The sequence below is a fragment of the Brevundimonas sp. R86498 genome (assembly GCF_044598075.1).
Classification (GTDB): domain Bacteria; phylum Pseudomonadota; class Alphaproteobacteria; order Caulobacterales; family Caulobacteraceae; genus Brevundimonas.
On the sequence record NZ_CP139004.1, the window covers coordinates 3,034,154 to 3,049,928 of the forward strand.

Below are 15,775 nucleotides of genomic sequence, written 5' to 3' on the forward strand. Positions count from 1 at the left end.
TGGCCATTCTTCGCTGTTGTTCGCTTTGGAGTACGAGGCAGGATGTGCGGTGCGGGCCTACTTTGGCTTGCGCCGCAGGACCCGACCGCGCCGTTATTCGCCAAGGGCTCAACCGGTTTTCCGGAAGCGCGGGCCCCGGCCGGGTCCTTGGGGCACAGCTCATGACCGTGGCGGTAACCTTGGCGGCAGGGGCTAACCATGGGACGCCATGCTCCGGAACCACGCTCCCGCAATAGACCGCTCAAGGTCTACGTCACCGAGACCGAGCGAACGGCTTTGACCGAGGCCGCCCGCTCGGCGGGACTGTCGGTGTCAGATTTCCTGCGTCGGGTCGGGCTGGGCGTTCAGGTTCGCTCGATTCTCGATCAGGACCATGTCCATGAGGTCATGCGGGCCCGGGCCGATCTCGGTCGCGTCGGTGGCTTGCTCAAGATGTGGCTCGCCGAGCGGCCCGGTGTCGGTGCCCCTCCCCGCTCTGTGCGCGCCCTGCTGGACCGGATCGAGGCGGCTCAGGACGAGGTTCGCCAGAAGGTGCGCGCCCTGTGATCGCCCACCGCATAGCCCGGACATCCGGCAAGGATTCCTTCGGCCGTCTGGGTTGCTACGTGCTGGATCTGAAAAGCCCGACGGATCCCAAGGCCTTCGAGAGGCTGGCAGCCTATGTGGTCGACCGCAGCGGGCACCAGAACGGCGAGCGGGTGATCGGGGCCCGCATCACAAACTGCGAGTTCGGCGATGACCTTGAGGATGCGATCCGCGAGATCGAGGATGTTCAGGCCCGGAACCATCGCAGCCGTATGGATAGGTCGTACCATCTGGTGGTGAGCTTTCCGCACGGCGAGCGTCCGAGCGCCGGGCAACTCCGGGACATTGAAGATCATCTGGTTGCCGCCATCGGCTTTGGCGAACACCAGCGCATCTCGGCCGTCCACGACGACACGGACAATCTCCACATCCATATCGCCATCAACAAGATCCACCCCGGGACTTACCGGGCGTTCGAGCCGCATTTCGACAAGAGAAAGCTGATGGCGGCCTGCCGTGAGCTGGAGCTCAGGCATGGCCTGACCCAGGACAACCACGGCCTTGGCGATGATCGCGATGGTCCCCGGCGTTCCGATCAAGCCGACAAGATGGCCGTCCACAGCGGCCGGGAGAGTCTCTGGAGCCTGGATCGAGGCGCGAGCCCGGAATCAGCTCATCGAGGCGGCCACGACGGCACCAACGTGGCTGGCCTTCCATGACCGGCTTCACGATCTGGGCCTCACTCTCAAGCCACGAGGCGCAGGTTTCGTGATCGGGGCACTGGGCAGCGATGCCCATGTGAAGGCCTCAAGCGTGCATCGCAGCCTGTCCCTGAAGATGCTGACCGATCGATTGGGCGACTATGAGCGGCCGTCGACGAGCAAGGCTCGGCCGGAACCCGGCCTGAGGTACCAGGCGGGGCCGGTACAGGGTGAGCGGGCGTCAGGTGAGCTCTACAAGCGCTTCCAGATGCAACGCGAGGCCGCCATGGCCGCTCGCGAACAGGCTCTGGCCGCTCTGAGAGAGGCCCACGGCACCTATGCCCAACAGTTGGCCGCCCACTATCGGAGCGAGCGTTGCAGGCTCATGCAGACGGCCAGCATAGCACCATCGCTGCGCAAACAGTTGCTGGATCAGCTGGCAGTCGCCCGCACCCGGACGGGGGCCGAGCGGCGAGAGCTTGCCAGGGATCAACGGGCCAAGGTCCGCCTGGCCCATCCCGTGCCGAACTGGCTGGGCTTTCTGGAGCACGAGGCCGCCCGGGGCGGAGAACAGGCCCTGGCTCTGCTTCGCGGCCGAAACCGCCAGGGTCGCAGCATCAACACGGATACCCTGACCTCAGTCGAGCGTACCGATGGCGGCCATGTCGTCTACCAGCCGTTGGTCACCAGCGTCGGGAAGACCGGCGATGTTATCTATGCGCTGCGGGACGGCGGGCGGGTGACCGATCGCGCGTGTGAGATCCGTACGGATCGTTTGACCCCGGGTGCGGCATTCCTCGCCCTGTCGCTCGCTACAGACCGCTATGGCGTTCAACCTCTCGCGGTAACGGGGTCAGAGGCATTCAAGGCCGCTTTGATCGATGTTGCCGGAGCGCGCTGGGTGAAGGTCACGTTCTCCGACCCGATTATGGAACGAGCCCGGCTCGACGCAGGCGCGGCGGCCAGCAGGACGAAGGACCGGAGCAATGACGCACCACGAAGAACCCATGAGCTCCACACCCCCAAGCCCCCGGAACGGCAAGGGCCGGAACGCTAATAGCCAGACCTCATGCGATCGCTCGGTCGCACTACATATGTAACGCGGTCGATTATAATCGCAACTCTATTAGTATAGTTTCATATACGATCGTATATTGCATATTTTATTGCGAATCTTCACCGTCTTGATAGCCTCTGATTCTTCATATTTGAGGATTTACGATGAATCAGTTTGTCATTAGTGCGATTTTATTCGAAGCGCCATCTGCCCCCTTGACCTTCGAGGCCCCCGGCGATGCAGATGCGCTTTGGTTCAGTCGCGGCTTTGTCGCTGCCCAGTGTGAGTTGCGTCCGGAGTTCGAGATCGGAAAGCGATATCGGGTCGACCGCCTCGTGGTCAAAGATGGCACGCAGGTCGTAGACGACACGACATTCGCGGCGGAGTGCGAGGTCGTCGAGCGGGATGGCCAGGTTGGAGCGATTTGGCGCGTGCCGGCTCCGCCTCCCAAAGCAAGCAAGCACTAGCGCTCTGGATGTCCGAGTTGGAGCGATGGAGTGGTTCGATTGCGAAGAGATGAAGCACTGGCCGTCCTTCGCGGCCTTGAGCAGGAATTGCGAGCCCAAGGGCTGGCCCACCTCTATATTTTCGGATCGGTTGCCAGAGATGAGGCCACGGCATCATCTGACGTGGACATGGCGTTCGATCTGATCCCCGGCGCGAAGTTTGATGCGTTCGACCATGGGCGAATTCACATGGACCTTGCCGACGCCTTGGGCTCGCCCGTCGATCTGATCGAACGGCAGATGATTTCGAGCCGCCTGGCGCAGGACATCGAAGGCGATCTGCTTCAGGTTTTCTGAGCAGAGGGGCGTCGGAACGTTGCGATCGCCTACGCCAGCGATGCCGGACCGCAGCAAGACTGACTGACAAGAAGTTCTCGCGGGGGCCGGAGGTGCCAGGTACTCGGGCGGCAGGGCTCAGTCGGCGGCTCGGTCCTTGCGGTGCCCGACGAGTTCCTCCTCGCCGCCACCGCCCAGAACCTGCGCAAAATGGCCCGGTTGATCCCCGTTCCTTCGGCCCCGGCACCCGCCTGAGCCCAAAGACCCCGCAAATCTGGTCACAGCCTGAAGGCCGTCAGTCCAACGCCGATCTGGAGGCCGACTTTTTCAATGGTATCGACCCTGAGCGGACCTGTCGAAGGGTGATCTGCCGTGAAAGCTCTTGGACGCGGGCATGGATCGCCGCCTGGGCCTCGGGCGTCTCGCGGGCCATCACTTCCTCTAGGGTGACAGGCTTTCTCATCATTTCTCGCCCTTCAGGTGGGTCGCGTATCGCTAAGGCGGCTACGTGACGACCCGACTACGTTGAACAGGTAGCAAAGTCCGGCTCCCCCCCATAGGCGACGTCGCACCGGTCCGCCTTCCGGTTCCCCCGCCGGCACTGTCGGCTGGACCGAAATGCGCCAGAATCGGACGTTCACGGACAGCCGAGTTTCGGACATTGGCCAAGAAAATGAAGGCTGTTGCCAACCCGTATGACCAGTCTGTCTTGCCAAGGGCTCCGACAGTTCCAAGCCTGTTGAATCACGATCAGGCAGTTCTTGCGATGGCTCGCTATGCCACCGCGCAGCAAACGGCCTGAACTGTCGGATCGTCGTCCTTTCGGGCAGATGAGGCCTACAGTAGCTTTACCGTCATGCCTCCCATCGCAAAGCCTCGGACAACGGTTGGCATTCTCGCATTCGACGACGTGCAGGCTCTGGACGTGTTCGGGCCGCTCGAAACCTTCGCATCCGCCCGCGTGGACGGCGAACCGGTCTACGACGCCAGAATCGTGGCCCTTGCTGACCGTAAATTTAAGACAGAATCCGGTGTCACCCTGGTGGCTGACAGCACGACTTCCGAGGCGTTCGCTTACGATACAGTTCTGGTACCCGGCGGGCGGGGCTTGCGTGATCCCGCCATTCTTCCTCTCGCAGCGGCCTGGCTTCTAAGTCAGGCCGCCACTAGTCGTCGTGTCGTTTCAGTATGCACAGGCGCCTACGGTCTCGCCGAGGCCGGGCTACTCGACGGGCGGCGGGCTACAGTCCACTGGCGTTTCGCCGCTGATCTTGCTCGCCGCTACCCTGCCGTCGATGTGAGTCCCGACGCCCTTTTCATCAAGGACGGCTCCCTCTTCACATCGGCCGGAATCACGGCGGGCATCGATCTGAGCCTGGCTCTGATCGAGGAGGATCATGGTCCAGGCGTCGCGCTGGCGTGCGCGCGTGAAATGGTGGTCTTCCTGAAGCGCCCGGGGGGACAAAATCAATACTCCGAGCCGCTGGCAATGCAGATCGAGTCCCGTGACCGCTTCGCCGATCTCGTCGCATGGATGTCGGCCAATCTACAGGCTGACCAATCCGTCGAAGCCTTGGCGGCTCGATCAGGTCTGAGCCTACGTCATTTCGGCCGCCGCTTTCGGGCGTCTTTCGGGGTATCCCCCGGCCAGTTTGTCGAAGACGTCAGGCTGGCTCAGGCCCGCACCAGGCTGGAGGCTTCAGAAGAGTCCATTTCCACGATCGCCGTTCGTGTCGGATTCTCCAGTGATGATGCCTTCGCACGGGTGTTCGAGCGACGACTGGGTGTGCGGCCATCGGAATACCGACAGCGATTCCAGACCAGCGGTTCAGTTGTTCCCGCGCCCGCCGACATCATCACACGAACGAGGAAACACTGACGATGCTGCGGAACACGCGACGAGCCATGATGGGAAGCGCGGGCCTGATCCTGGCGGGTAGCTGTCTATCCCCTGGCCTGGCTCGGGCGGGCGGATTTGGCTGGCGCGGTGAGGGCGTTTTCGTGTGTCCCCCCTGTGGTTGCGCCATGGACGGCCGGGAGTTTGAAGCACCGGGAACTTGTCCAGCCTGCGGCATGACCCTGATTCCGAAGGAGCCATTGGACGACTCCGGCGCAGCCGCCGGTCTGCAAGGTCCGACGATCCCGCTCGCGGGCATCCTGGCAGACTTCGATGCGCTCTACCTCGGACTACGGCAGGCGCACTACGATCTCTTCGCCCGCCAATCCCAGGTCGATTATGATCGCCTCTTTGAACGGACAAGACGTGGGTTCACCAGACCCATGCCGCGCGAACAGGTTCATCTGGCGTTTCAGAAATTTGTCGCCTACGGGCGCGTCGCCCATGCCTCCATGGGCCTGCCCCAGGACAGCTATCGCAGCTTTCTGAGGCGCGGGGGTAAGCGTTTTCCCCTGTCTGTCCGGGTGCTCCAGGGGCGCCTCTATGTCACCGAGAATCACAGCGGGGCGAGGTCGCTCGCTCCCGGCGCCGAGATCACTGATATCAATGGCGAGCCAGTGTCCGCGTGGCTGACCCGTCTGGCGGCCTATGTCTCCGCCGACACCGACTACTTGGCCTGGTCGCTAGTGGAGCCATTGTTTCCTTTTCTCATGTGGATCGAAGCGGGCGAGCGGGACGTCTTTGTGGTGGGCGCACGGAACGGCTCCGGCGGGATTGATCGTAAAAGTGTCGCCGCCTATGGCCCCGGCGACGCCGAGCATAGCGGCACCCGCCTGCATCCACGCGAAGGCCGCCTTCTGACTGGAGGCATCGCCTACCTACGGCCGGCGCTGTTCTTCAATGTCGACGGCCTGACGTGGGATACGTCGGATTTCAGGACGTTCATCGACGGTTCCTTCGACCGATTCCTGAAGGCTGGGGCCGATAAGCTCATCATCGACCTGCGCGACAATCCTGGCGGCGACCAAGCATTCAGCGACATCATGGTGGCCTGGATCGCGGATCGACCCTTTTCGATGTTCTCGACCTTTAATCTTCGCGTCAGTCCCCAGACGCGCAGTCGGACGGTCGAACGTATCGCCGAATACGCTGGCGACCCGACCGGCACGATTTCCACGATCTCCCGACAAATCGCGCGGGTTCTGGACCGTCAGCCGGACGGCGCGCGAGTTCCTTTCCCGGTTCCCGAAGTCGCGCCGAGGGCAGGCCGTCGTTTCACCGGCGAGGTATTTGTCCTGGTGAACCGCCTCAGCTATTCCAATGCCACGGCTACGGCGGCTGTTATCCAGGACTACGGGTTCGGAAGGATCATCGGAGAGGCCACGGCCGACCTGGCCTCGGGGTACGGGGCCAGCGAAACCTTCGTACTGACCAACACCGGACTGCCGGTGACCTATCCGAAGTCGTACTTCGTCCGGCCCAACGGAGATGATCGGGCGAGCGGGGTCGCTCCTGACTTCCCCATCGCGACTCCGCTCACGCCGTGGTCTGACGACCGAGTACTTCAGGATGCAGCGCGTATGATTGCCGTCGTCTAACGACGTCAAACCGAAATGACGGCCAACGGCAGTCCATATTCGAAAGGCTATGGTGGACGGCACTACGGGGAGGCAGCTCTTCGGCTCGCCTCGCGATTTCCGGCACCGTGGAGACACCCAGCCGAACTGCCGGGAGAGGAGACCTATCCAGTCAACCCAAGTCACGAACGGGGTTTGCCCCCCTTGAGGTCTCCCAAGCGCCATGTGTGGACGGCTCCCCGTTGGCAAGGGTGATCTGATGTTCTGCTGTGCTGGTCGGTGCGGCCATGTGTTCGACCTGTTGGTGCGGTACGCATGACCGCTGGCCATAATGCCTTCCGCGAAGCCGGGTCCCGACCAAAAGCACGCGCTCGAGGCGCTCTGGCGCAAGTGGGTTTTCCCGCCTTCCGGTATCGACCGGCTGTCGCATTACATCCTGTCCGCCCTTCCCAAGTTCGTCGGCCTCAGCGCTCAGCCTTGACCTATTCCTAAGCCGCAACCGGCTCCCTGTACCGCTCGCCTGAAGTCATGATCGCCCAGACCATCCGCGCGGTCTTGTTGGCGAGGGCGACGGCCGCGACCTTCGGCGTTCGTCTTGCGAGCAGCTGGACCAGCCACGGCCGGCGCGTGCCGTTCCGCACCGCGTAGCGCACGACCGCCAAGGCGCCGACGACGAGCATCTGTCGCAGATATCGGTCGCCCTGCTTGGTGATGCCGCCGAGCCGCTCCTTGCCGCCGCTGGAGTTCTGCTTCGGAACGAGGCCGATCCAGGCCGCGAGGTTGCGGCCAGTCTTGAAGGCTTTCGGCTCGGCGATCGTGCCGACCAGGGCGCTGGCCAGCAACGGGCCCACACCGGGGATCTCCATCAGCCGGCGGCCGACCTCCGTCGACCGGGCGTTGGTCCGGATGAGCCGATCGGTATCCAGGATCTGCTCATTCACCAGCCGCAACTGCGAGGCGAGCATGCCGAGGCAGCCTCGGGCCTCAGCGGGCACTCGGGCATCCGGCGAATCCTCCACCATCACGATCAGCGCCTGGAGGCCTTGCCGGCCGACCGCGGCGGCCATGCCGAACTCCGCCATGTGGCTGCGGATCGCGTTCGAGATCTGGATGCGCTGTCGGATCAGGATCGATCGGGTCCGGTGCAGCACCATGACGCTCTGCTGTTCTGGCGACTTCACTGGCACGAAACGCATGGTTGGCCGGGTGACCGCCTCGCAGATCGCCTCCGCGTCAGCCATGTCGTTCTTCTGCCGCTTCACATACGGCTTCACATAGCTCGGCGGCATCAGCCTCACATCGTGGCCAAGGCCGATCAGCTCGCGGGCCCAATGATGAGCTGTTCCGCAGGCCTCGATCCCGACCAGGCAGGGATCCAGCTTCTCAAAGAACTTCAGCAGCCGCGCTCGGGTGAGCTTCTGCCGAATGACGATGCCGCCCTCAGCATCGATGCCGTGCACCTGGAACACAGACTTCGCGATGTCCAAACCAATCGTGACTACCTGACCCATGGCTCTCCTCCAGCTCAAACCGGAAGCCAAAGCTGCCGGTGGGTTGGAGAGCCGTCCACAGCATCATGAGCGGACCTTGGGAGCGTGCCGGAGAGCGGACATTGAGGGTTGCCGACCAGCGAGGCCTTCCGTCCACCTGACGCAGTTCCCCTCCATCCATTGCCCGTCCGATTGCCCATTCACGTTGCGCGCGCCAACCTCCGTTCGAGTCGATGTGCCAGCCACTGCAAAGAATGGTCCGCGGTCAGCGCCAACTCTTCAGTTAGATCGTGGAGCTGAACGGCCGCATCGCGCTGTTGCTTATAGAAGCGCTCTACGTAGGCATGTTTCAGCGGCTTGCCCGTGCTGTCGATATCGGGCGCGATCGCCTGGACATAGCGGATCGGAATATTGGCGACGAGAGTGGTGCCACGGCCGACGAAGCAGCTCGGCTGGATGTGGCCTGACATCATATTGTGGGTCAGATCGTTCCGCATCGCGCGTAGCGCGAAGAAACTGCCTGGCGCGACATTAGGGAGAGCATAAGGCAGGTCGGCAGCACCAACATCCGTTGGTTCCGCTGCGGCTCCTTTCGGAAACGGCTCATAGGCTTTACCCGTCTCGTTGTACGGAAAGTAGAGCTTGCCCGGTAGATCGGCCGTGCCAAACGGCTCACGCACCAGATAGACGAAGAGCCGGTACAGGAGGTCCAGCGCGGTTGCGACTGCGCTAGTCCCGTCGGCAAATGCGCCATGCACACGCTCCGAAGTCATTGAACTGTTGACGATCTCGTGCCCCGGCCCGAGGGGCGAGTAGTACCTCCCGCCCTCATTCGCGAGCAGGATCTGCGTCTGAGCCATCATCCGGTCGGCATGGTCGAAGGCGCGCAGCAACGCCGTCCGGGTTTGCTCGATGAGAATGTGCGCGTTGCGCGCGAACAGGTGGTGGTAGCTGGCGGTCCCGGGCGCGAAGTCCGGCCTCGCCATGCGAGCAGCGAAATCCGCGGCGTCGATCTTGCCGTCGCGCACGCCGTCGATGATCTCCAGCAGTTCCTCTTCCAGCTGCAGCGTCCATACGGTGCCGGTCACGACCTTGGTGAGGCCGCGAAGCGCATCGTCAATCCTGTTTGCAGCGCCGAGCAGCGCTTCCACGAAGGATTCGGCCGAGATGATCTGCGCCACCGGTTCAGCGACCTTGAAATATAGGCGCCCGTCCTTCCCGTGCAGACGGCCGCTCAAATGCCCTTCCACCCAATCGAGGAGGTCATGCCCGGTTAGCGGTACCGGAGCATTCAGTTCGTCCACTCCGTCGGCGAGTAGCAGCGGGTTCGTGAGCCGCGCCTTTGGGCCAGTGGTGAAGTCGTACCAGCTAGCCGCATTCAACGGTTCACAGAGGTGCGCGGCGGCAATCTTCAGGTGGGTCTTGGTCGACATCAGATCTCGGCCATTAGCGGGTCAGCAAGCACGTCACTCACGCGAATAGTACGACAGGCGCTGCTCGTCAGCAGGGCGCCAACAGCGGACATCATGATGTCGCCGCAAAGCCGACGACTACGTGGGGAAAAGTCCCCGCCGTCCCTCGCCGCCCGAGAAGACCTCCAGGTGAGCCCGAGTTTCCAGTCCACCCGGGGGATCGACATTCTCCAGAACGATGAACTGGGCGTCGATCTCGAGCGAAGCGAGATGATCGAAGAAGCGGTCCTTGAGTGATGTCGCCGCCAGCGCGCGCTCGTCGTCCTCGAGCTCTCCGAACTTCGGGGTCTTCAGTGGATCGCGATAGGTCAGGAGCGGCGTGTCCAAGACCAGGAAGCCCGGGTGAGGTAGGCCCTTCTCACGGCAGAACAACAGGAGGGCGACCTTGAACGCAGCATGGGTGACGGCCCGAACGCCCTTGCCGTTGGCCACGCGAGCCTTGCCGTCAATCTTCAGATCGTAGGTCTCGTCGTCAAACGAGACGTGGTGTTCGCCGGGGAAGCCCCACTGCTCGAGCACGCCGCTGACGATCTGGGCGAACTCATGGGTGATGTTACCGGCGACGGCCAAAATAGGCCTGTCCGCCTTGGGCGTCGCCTTCGCGCCTTCGTAGCCGTCACGACGTCGCGTGAGCTCTTCGCGTTGCGCCAGAAGGGCGAGGCCGCGTTGAGCCTGGTCCCGCGCAGCCATGATCTGACCCAAGTCCGATTGCGACTGAGCGGCCTGGGGCGTCAGGTCGGCGATATCGGCCTCAAGTTTGCCGAGCCGGTCCGTCAGGCGCGGCAGTTCCTCACCGAGAAGCGATTGCTCGTCGCGGAGGGTGGCGAGAGTGCTTGCTAGATCCTCCGACTGCCGGCGGATCTTGGCGATCTCAATCAGAGCCGCATCTCTCACCAACGCAATGTCCTGATGGTCATGGGCATGGACCTGGGCGTCCGGCGGCGCTCCGCACAACGGGCATTGCCGTTCAGCGGACATGCCCAGCAGGAAGCCCGCTTCTTCCAAGGCCTCCAGTCTGGCGACGTCGGATGCGTACACTTCCTGAAGCTGCTCAAAGCGGTCGACGTGCAGGTTCACATCGTCGAGCCGGCTCGCCGCATCCGGAATGGCGCGCGCCAACGTCTGTTTCTCGGCCATGAGACCGCGGATCGAGGTCTGCAGAGCGGCGAAGCTCGCGCTCGCCGCATCAATGGATCCTTCCAGTCGTTTGAGTTGGCCCTCGAGATCTTCGGTGTCCGGATAGTCCGCCTCGATCGCGGCCTCGAGCTCGGCGATCATATCGTCGACGACCTCAAGCCGAACATGCTTGGCCGCGTTGAAGGTCTTTGGATCTTCAACGGCCACGATCGCGCTGTCGTCCAGACCCGTCAGCAAAAGCCGGAATACGCTTCGCTCCGTTGTTCGGGCGTCACGCTGCCCCCCTTCGATCGGCGATCGTTCGATCTGGATGCTCGTCTCATCGACCAGATAGATCAGGCCCAGATCGCGGAAACTCAGCGGCCGTTTCTGGCCAAACGCATTGGTGGCGACTTCTTTGCCGCGCAGCCCGACCTCGGTCAGGAGCAGCGCTGACAGATTTCCATCTGAAACGGCGTCATGCTTTGGCTGCAGGGTCCGAGCGCTCTCGCCGGCGGCGGGCGCGGTGACGTGTCCCTGATGAAGCGAGAAGGCCCCACCGCTCAGAGCACGCGACAGCGTTACGTCGCCCTCTTTCGGGAGCGTTAGCGCCAGCCACGCGGTGTCGTAGCCTTGGCGTTCGTTGATGTCCGGCAGGGCCTTTGAGCCGCCGAACATGAAGTCCAGCGCCTTCAGGGTGAAGGACTTGCCCGTGTTGGACGCCCCCCAGATCAGAGTCAGCTTGTCGCTGAACGTCAGAGCCGCTGACGCCTTGTCCGGCCCGGTGAAGGTCAAGCTGCGCAGGACTATCCGGTCAGACATGGGGGCTGGTCTCGCTGGCGACGTCGCCGCCATGGAATTCGATCCGCCAGCGCCCGATCCGCTCGGCAACTAGGTGCTCCAGCTCCAGTCGGGACCTCGAGAGCACATTGGAAGCGAGCCATTCGGCCCTCTCCCGCAAGGCGATCGAATAGGGCGAACGCATCAACTCGATCACGCCCACAGCCTCTTCGCTCGCCCGATAAAGCAAACCGGCATCGCCGTCGGGTACGAATTCCACCAGGTGAAGTCGGCGCATAGCTAACAGGCTGTCTTCCACCAGCCGACGGCGCACGAGCAGTTCTCCGCTCCGTTGCGGTACATCCGGATGGAGGCTCTCCGGTCCACCAATATCGCCGGTGTGGACGATGAGATGGTCGAACCAGGTGATCTCGGTGACATCGAACGCTCGGGGATAGCCCGCGTTCAGGACCACGATCGCCCTTACGCCGGTTTCGAGCGGGCTGTTGAACAAGGTGGGCGCGGCGGCGCTCATGACTTGTGCCACCGCAGCCTCGGCTCCGCCTCGTTGGCGAAGTGGTGGCAAATCCCCTGCTTCGCCTTCACACGGGAATGTTGAGCGAGGACGCCGCTCGGCTGAACGGCCGCCGCCTGAGACATCACTGCATCGGCCCGGCTCAGCGCATCGACGTGAGGCCCGTCGCAGGTGTCCGCCACGCCATGATAGATGTCGCTCTCGAACGCCTCGATCGCGGCGGCGTCGGTGTTGTCGCGATAGAATCGTTTGAAGGCATCGGCGTCGTAGAAGCGTTCGCGCTGCCGGGCCAGATGGGTTCCGAACTGCGGGTGGCTAGCTGCGGATTGATGATCGGCGATTGGCGCGCCGGCGCGCTCGGAGTACGCCACGAGCAGTTGGCCGATGTAAGGGAGTTCGTCCTCCTGGACGGCATCAGGCGTGGCCCCGAACGGCGCTGGCCCGGGATTGGCACCGAACCACTTGTAGAGCACCGGCTTGGCAGCGGGATCGCCGAGAAGGTCATCCAGGCCGATGCGGCCGATACGCGAGAAGTCATAGGCTTCGATGAAGGCCGTTAACTCCGGCGTCAGAGGCACGCTGGTGCCGTCGATGATGGTGTTCTCGCAATGCTCGTTCCAGCCCGCGATGAAGGCTTGTTTGAACTCGATCGGTTTGAACAGAAGGCGCTGCAGGTTACGATTCACACCCTTTGGCGCGACGAACGAGAAAGCTCGAGGCGGGGTGAATTCACCTAGGCTCGCGTAGTACAGAACCTTGCCGATCTCATGGAAGGCCGAGGCGGTCGGAAGCGTCTTGCCGTATTGCTTGCACTGGAAGTTGTCCCAGTCGCCCTCATGAAGCGCCTGATCGACGAACCCCACGACGTCACGGCCTCGATCACCGGAGCCGCTGAACACCTCGACCTTGAAGTAACCGGCCTTCTTCTCAAGCGCCCAGTCGCGAACGAACTTTTCAAGGTCCGTCGCCGTCAAAGCCAGCAGCTGTCGATCGTATGTCGCCGCCATGGCTTGGAAAACTTCCCCCCGGGCGAGTCTCTCCCGCGGAAGGACGCTACCCATACGCGAGGGTGGCAGCAATCCTTGGATTGGACAGAGCCAGCAGCCGCTATAAGTCAGATCTTCGCCTGGGCGGGCCGGCCCGGCCCCTGCCTTTAGCGGACGCTCGGAACGTCTCTGTTGAGTGGTGGGCTCAACCGGTGACCGCAACACGCTAGCTTTTCCTCGGAGATGGAGCGTGGGCGATGAAGCAGCGGCGGCGGATCTATTATTCGGCGGCTCAGCGGGCTGAAATCTGGGATCGCTGGAAGGCCGGCGAGTCGATGAGTTCGATTGGACGACGGTTCGATCGGGAGTCCTCGTCGGTGTTCTCGGTGCTTTCGCCGACGGGTGGCATCCGGCCGCCGGACCGCAAGCGGGCGGATCGGGCGCTCAGTCTGGGCGAGCGCGAAGAGATATCGCGAGGGCTCAGCACACGTTGCTCGCTGCGCTGGATCGCCCGGTCTCTGGGTCGGTCGCCGTCCACGATCAGCCGTGAGGTCCACCGCAACGGCGGGCCTGAGCGGTATCGAGCGACACGGTCTGATCAGGCGGCGTGGGATCGCGCGCGGCGCCCCAAACGCTGCAAGCTGGCTTGCCGGCCGGCTCTCGCCCGCACAGTATCGGCCAAGCTGCGGCGGAACTGGTCGCCCGAGCAGATCGCTGGCTGGCTCAAGCGCACCTGGCCCGGGGAGCCGCACAATCAGGTGTCGCACGAAACCATCTATCGTAGCCTGTTCATCCAGACCCGAGGGGTGCTGAAGAAGGAACTGCTGGATCACCTCAGAGCCCGGCGGACCATCCGGCGTTCCCGGCATGCGAGCCTGAAGCGTCAAGGCCTCGGCCAGATCAGGGACGCCGTCTCCATCAGCGAGAGACCCGCCTGCGTCGAGGACCGCGCCGTCCCCGGTCACTGGGAAGGCGACCTGATCGGCGGCTCCCGCAACAGCTACGTCGCCACCCTGGTCGAGCGGCATTCGCGCTACGTCATGCTGGTCAAGGTCGCCAACAAGGACACCGAAAGCGTCGTGTCCGCCCTGATCAAACAGTCGAAGAAACTCCCCGGCGAACTCTACCAGTCCCTGACCTGGGACCGGGGACCGGAGCTCTCTGGCCACAAGCGGCTGGCGATGGCTTCCGACGTCGAGGTCTACTTCTGCGATCCCCGGTCACCGTGGCAGCGCGGCTCAAACGAGAACACCAACCGGCTGCTGCGCCAGTACCTGCCGCACGGGACCGACCTCTCCCTGCACAGCCAGGCCCAGCTCAGCACCATCGCCCGACAACTCAATGAGCGGCCCAGAAAGACCTTGCTCTATCGAACGCCAGCGGAGACCTTCGCTGAGTGTGTTGCAGCGATCAGTTGAGCCCACCGTCAGACTCGGACGTTCACGCTTTGCCCGACTGGCGCTGACGTGACCCCCTGAAACTCCTCCAGGAATAGCCAGAGTCCGGCCCTCGAAAGGACGAACGGAATGAAGCGATCACGGTTCACGGAAGAGCAGATCATCGGGATTCTGCGCGAGCAGGAGGCCGCAGTGCAGGTGGCGGACCTGTGCAGGAAGCACGGTTTGAGTTCGCCGACCTTCTACAAGTGGAAGGCCAGGTATGGCGGCATGGACGTGTCGGAGGCCCGGCGTCTGAAGGCGCTGGAAGACGAGAAGCGGATGCTGTCGGATACGACGCTGGACAACGTAGCGCTGAAGGATCTGCTGGGAAAAATCGTGACGCCCGGCGCGCATCGAGAGGCTGTGGCGCATCTGCGGTCGGTCCACGCGATGAGCGAGCGGCGGGCGTGCCGGGTGCTGGGCGCGGATTGGACCAGCGTGCGCTATCGGGCGACGCGCCCTGACGACAGCACCCTGCGGGATCGACTGAAGGCCCTTGCCCAGGAGCGGCGTCGGTTCGGCTATCGCCGACTGAACGTGATGCTCCGGCGCGAGGGTCATGCGGTCAACAGGAAGAGGGCTCAGCGGCTCTATCGGGAGGAGAAGCTGGCGGTGCGCCGGCGCGGTGGGCGCAAGCGGGCCATGGGCACACGACGGCCACTGGACGAGCCGCTGGTCGCCAACCAGCGCTGGTCGCTGGACTTCGTCTCCGACCAGATGACCGACGGCCGGCGCTTCCGCATCCTGACGGTGATCGACAACTGCACCCGCGAGTGTCTGGCGCTGGTGGCCGACACTTCGTTGTCGGGCGCCCGGGTCGCGCGCGAACTGGACGCCGTCATCGTGCGTCGGGGTCGCCCGGACACCATCGTCAGCGACAACGGCACCGAACTGACCTCGAATGCCATCCTGGCCTGGGCCGACGAGACCGGGGTGGGCTGGCACTACATCGCGCCGGGCAAGCTCCAGCAGAACGGCTTCAACGAAAGCTTCAACGGCCGTCTGCGCGACGAGCTGTTGAACGAGACGCTGTTCCGGTCCCTCCCGCATGCCCGGCTCGTGCTCGAAACCTAGCGGCGCGACTACAACGACAGCCGAGCCCACTCGAAGCTCGGATGGCTCACGCCCGGGGCTTACGCCGGAGCGCTCACCGGACAAATCGGCCGGCCTGCTGCGCGGGCTGATGGCTGCGCAGACCGGCCTCTTGCCACTCCAGCCAATCACGGCTCATATCAACCAAGGACTCTCGTTATCGCTGGATGAGAAACGGGGGTCACGTCAGATGTCGCTGCCTTTCGACAAGATCGATAGCAGCGGACAGTCACACGCGGCTTTGCATCAGAGCTCCGATATCCAAGTGTCGGGACAACCTTGATCACCCGCGACGCGCCAGCAACCGTCCTACGGAAGTTGAGCGC

13 protein-coding genes and 1 pseudogene are annotated in these 15,775 nt (G+C 63.3%); 9 read left to right on the top strand and 5 right to left on the bottom strand.

What is annotated here, in order from left to right; all coding sequences use genetic code 11:
• Positions 1-198: 198 nt before the first annotated feature.
• The 7 genes from SJY26_RS15045 to SJY26_RS15075 all read left to right on the top strand — a co-directional run bounded on the left by SJY26_RS15045 (position 199) and on the right by SJY26_RS15075 (position 6,560).
• The gene (locus tag SJY26_RS15045) at positions 199-546 is read left to right on the top strand and encodes a plasmid mobilization protein (RefSeq protein ID WP_396593803.1); all 348 of its coding nucleotides are present in this window, start codon (positions 199-201) and stop codon (positions 544-546) included.
• The gene (locus SJY26_RS15050) at positions 543-1,244 is read left to right on the top strand and encodes a relaxase/mobilization nuclease domain-containing protein (RefSeq protein WP_396593804.1); all 702 of its coding nucleotides are present in this window, start codon (positions 543-545) and stop codon (positions 1,242-1,244) included. The genes SJY26_RS15045 and SJY26_RS15050 overlap by 4 nt, the downstream gene beginning before the upstream one ends.
• A complete protein-coding gene (locus SJY26_RS15055; protein ID WP_396595780.1) occupies positions 1,231-2,283 on the top strand; it encodes an LPD7 domain-containing protein in 1,053 nt (350 codons plus the stop codon). Before SJY26_RS15050 ends, SJY26_RS15055 begins: the two co-directional genes overlap by 14 nt.
• Positions 2,284-2,447: 164 nt before the next feature.
• Entirely contained in the window at positions 2,448-2,750 is a 303-nt protein-coding gene (locus SJY26_RS15060; RefSeq protein ID WP_396593805.1) for a hypothetical protein, read from the top strand.
• Positions 2,751-2,789: 39 nt separating this feature from the next.
• Complete coding sequence (locus tag SJY26_RS15065; RefSeq protein WP_396593806.1) at positions 2,790-3,086, top strand: nucleotidyltransferase family protein; 297 nt, start codon at positions 2,790-2,792, stop codon at positions 3,084-3,086.
• An 835-nt stretch (positions 3,087-3,921) separates the two neighbouring features.
• The gene (locus SJY26_RS15070; RefSeq protein ID WP_396593807.1) at positions 3,922-4,944 is read left to right on the top strand and encodes a GlxA family transcriptional regulator; all 1,023 of its coding nucleotides are present in this window, start codon (positions 3,922-3,924) and stop codon (positions 4,942-4,944) included.
• A gap of 194 nt (positions 4,945-5,138) precedes the next feature.
• The gene (locus tag SJY26_RS15075) at positions 5,139-6,560 is read left to right on the top strand and encodes a S41 family peptidase (protein ID WP_396593808.1); all 1,422 of its coding nucleotides are present in this window, start codon (positions 5,139-5,141) and stop codon (positions 6,558-6,560) included.
• Positions 6,561-7,027: 467 nt separating this feature from the next.
• On the opposite strand, the gene SJY26_RS15080 is transcribed toward SJY26_RS15075, so the two are convergent.
• From SJY26_RS15080 to SJY26_RS15100, 5 genes are all read right to left on the bottom strand, one after another.
• Entirely contained in the window at positions 7,028-8,050 is a 1,023-nt protein-coding gene (locus tag SJY26_RS15080; RefSeq protein WP_396593809.1) for an IS110 family transposase, read from the bottom strand.
• 179 nt (positions 8,051-8,229) lie between these two features.
• Positions 8,230-9,462, bottom strand: coding sequence for a hypothetical protein (locus SJY26_RS15085; RefSeq protein WP_396593810.1), 1,233 nt, complete (start codon positions 9,460-9,462; stop codon positions 8,230-8,232).
• A 117-nt stretch (positions 9,463-9,579) separates the two neighbouring features.
• Complete coding sequence (locus tag SJY26_RS15090; RefSeq protein ID WP_396593811.1) at positions 9,580-11,439, bottom strand: hypothetical protein; 1,860 nt, start codon at positions 11,437-11,439, stop codon at positions 9,580-9,582.
• Positions 11,432-11,932 (bottom strand): ABC-three component system middle component 2, encoded by a 501-nt coding sequence (locus tag SJY26_RS15095; protein ID WP_396593812.1) that lies wholly within the window; start codon positions 11,930-11,932, stop codon positions 11,432-11,434. The genes SJY26_RS15090 and SJY26_RS15095 overlap by 8 nt, the downstream gene beginning before the upstream one ends.
• Positions 11,929-12,939, bottom strand: coding sequence for an ABC-three component system protein (locus tag SJY26_RS15100; protein WP_396593813.1), 1,011 nt, complete (start codon positions 12,937-12,939; stop codon positions 11,929-11,931). The genes SJY26_RS15095 and SJY26_RS15100 overlap by 4 nt, the downstream gene beginning before the upstream one ends.
• Before the next feature lie 236 nt (positions 12,940-13,175).
• Between SJY26_RS15100 and SJY26_RS15105 the strand changes: the two genes are divergently transcribed.
• A complete protein-coding gene (locus SJY26_RS15105) occupies positions 13,176-14,336 on the top strand; it encodes an IS30 family transposase (RefSeq protein ID WP_396593814.1) in 1,161 nt (386 codons plus the stop codon).
• Between the two features lie 108 nt (positions 14,337-14,444).
• A pseudogene (locus tag SJY26_RS15110) lies at positions 14,445-15,620 on the top strand (IS3 family transposase).
• Positions 15,621-15,775 lie beyond the last annotated feature (155 nt).

Coding starts and splice junctions, on each gene's coding strand:
- SJY26_RS15105 (WP_396593814.1), top strand. CDS start 13,176: ATGAAGCAGCGGCGGCGGATCTATTATTCGGCGGCTCAGCGGGCTGAA.
- SJY26_RS15075 (WP_396593808.1), top strand. CDS start 5,139: ATGACCCTGATTCCGAAGGAGCCATTGGACGACTCCGGCGCAGCCGCC.
- SJY26_RS15095 (WP_396593812.1), bottom strand. CDS start 11,932: ATGAGCGCCGCCGCGCCCACCTTGTTCAACAGCCCGCTCGAAACCGGC.
- SJY26_RS15085 (WP_396593810.1), bottom strand. CDS start 9,462: ATGTCGACCAAGACCCACCTGAAGATTGCCGCCGCGCACCTCTGTGAA.
- SJY26_RS15070 (WP_396593807.1), top strand. CDS start 3,922: ATGCCTCCCATCGCAAAGCCTCGGACAACGGTTGGCATTCTCGCATTC.
- SJY26_RS15060 (WP_396593805.1), top strand. CDS start 2,448: ATGAATCAGTTTGTCATTAGTGCGATTTTATTCGAAGCGCCATCTGCC.
- SJY26_RS15100 (WP_396593813.1), bottom strand. CDS start 12,939: ATGGCGGCGACATACGATCGACAGCTGCTGGCTTTGACGGCGACGGAC.
- SJY26_RS15080 (WP_396593809.1), bottom strand. CDS start 8,050: ATGGGTCAGGTAGTCACGATTGGTTTGGACATCGCGAAGTCTGTGTTC.
- SJY26_RS15090 (WP_396593811.1), bottom strand. CDS start 11,439: ATGTCTGACCGGATAGTCCTGCGCAGCTTGACCTTCACCGGGCCGGAC.
- SJY26_RS15045 (WP_396593803.1), top strand. CDS start 199: ATGGGACGCCATGCTCCGGAACCACGCTCCCGCAATAGACCGCTCAAG.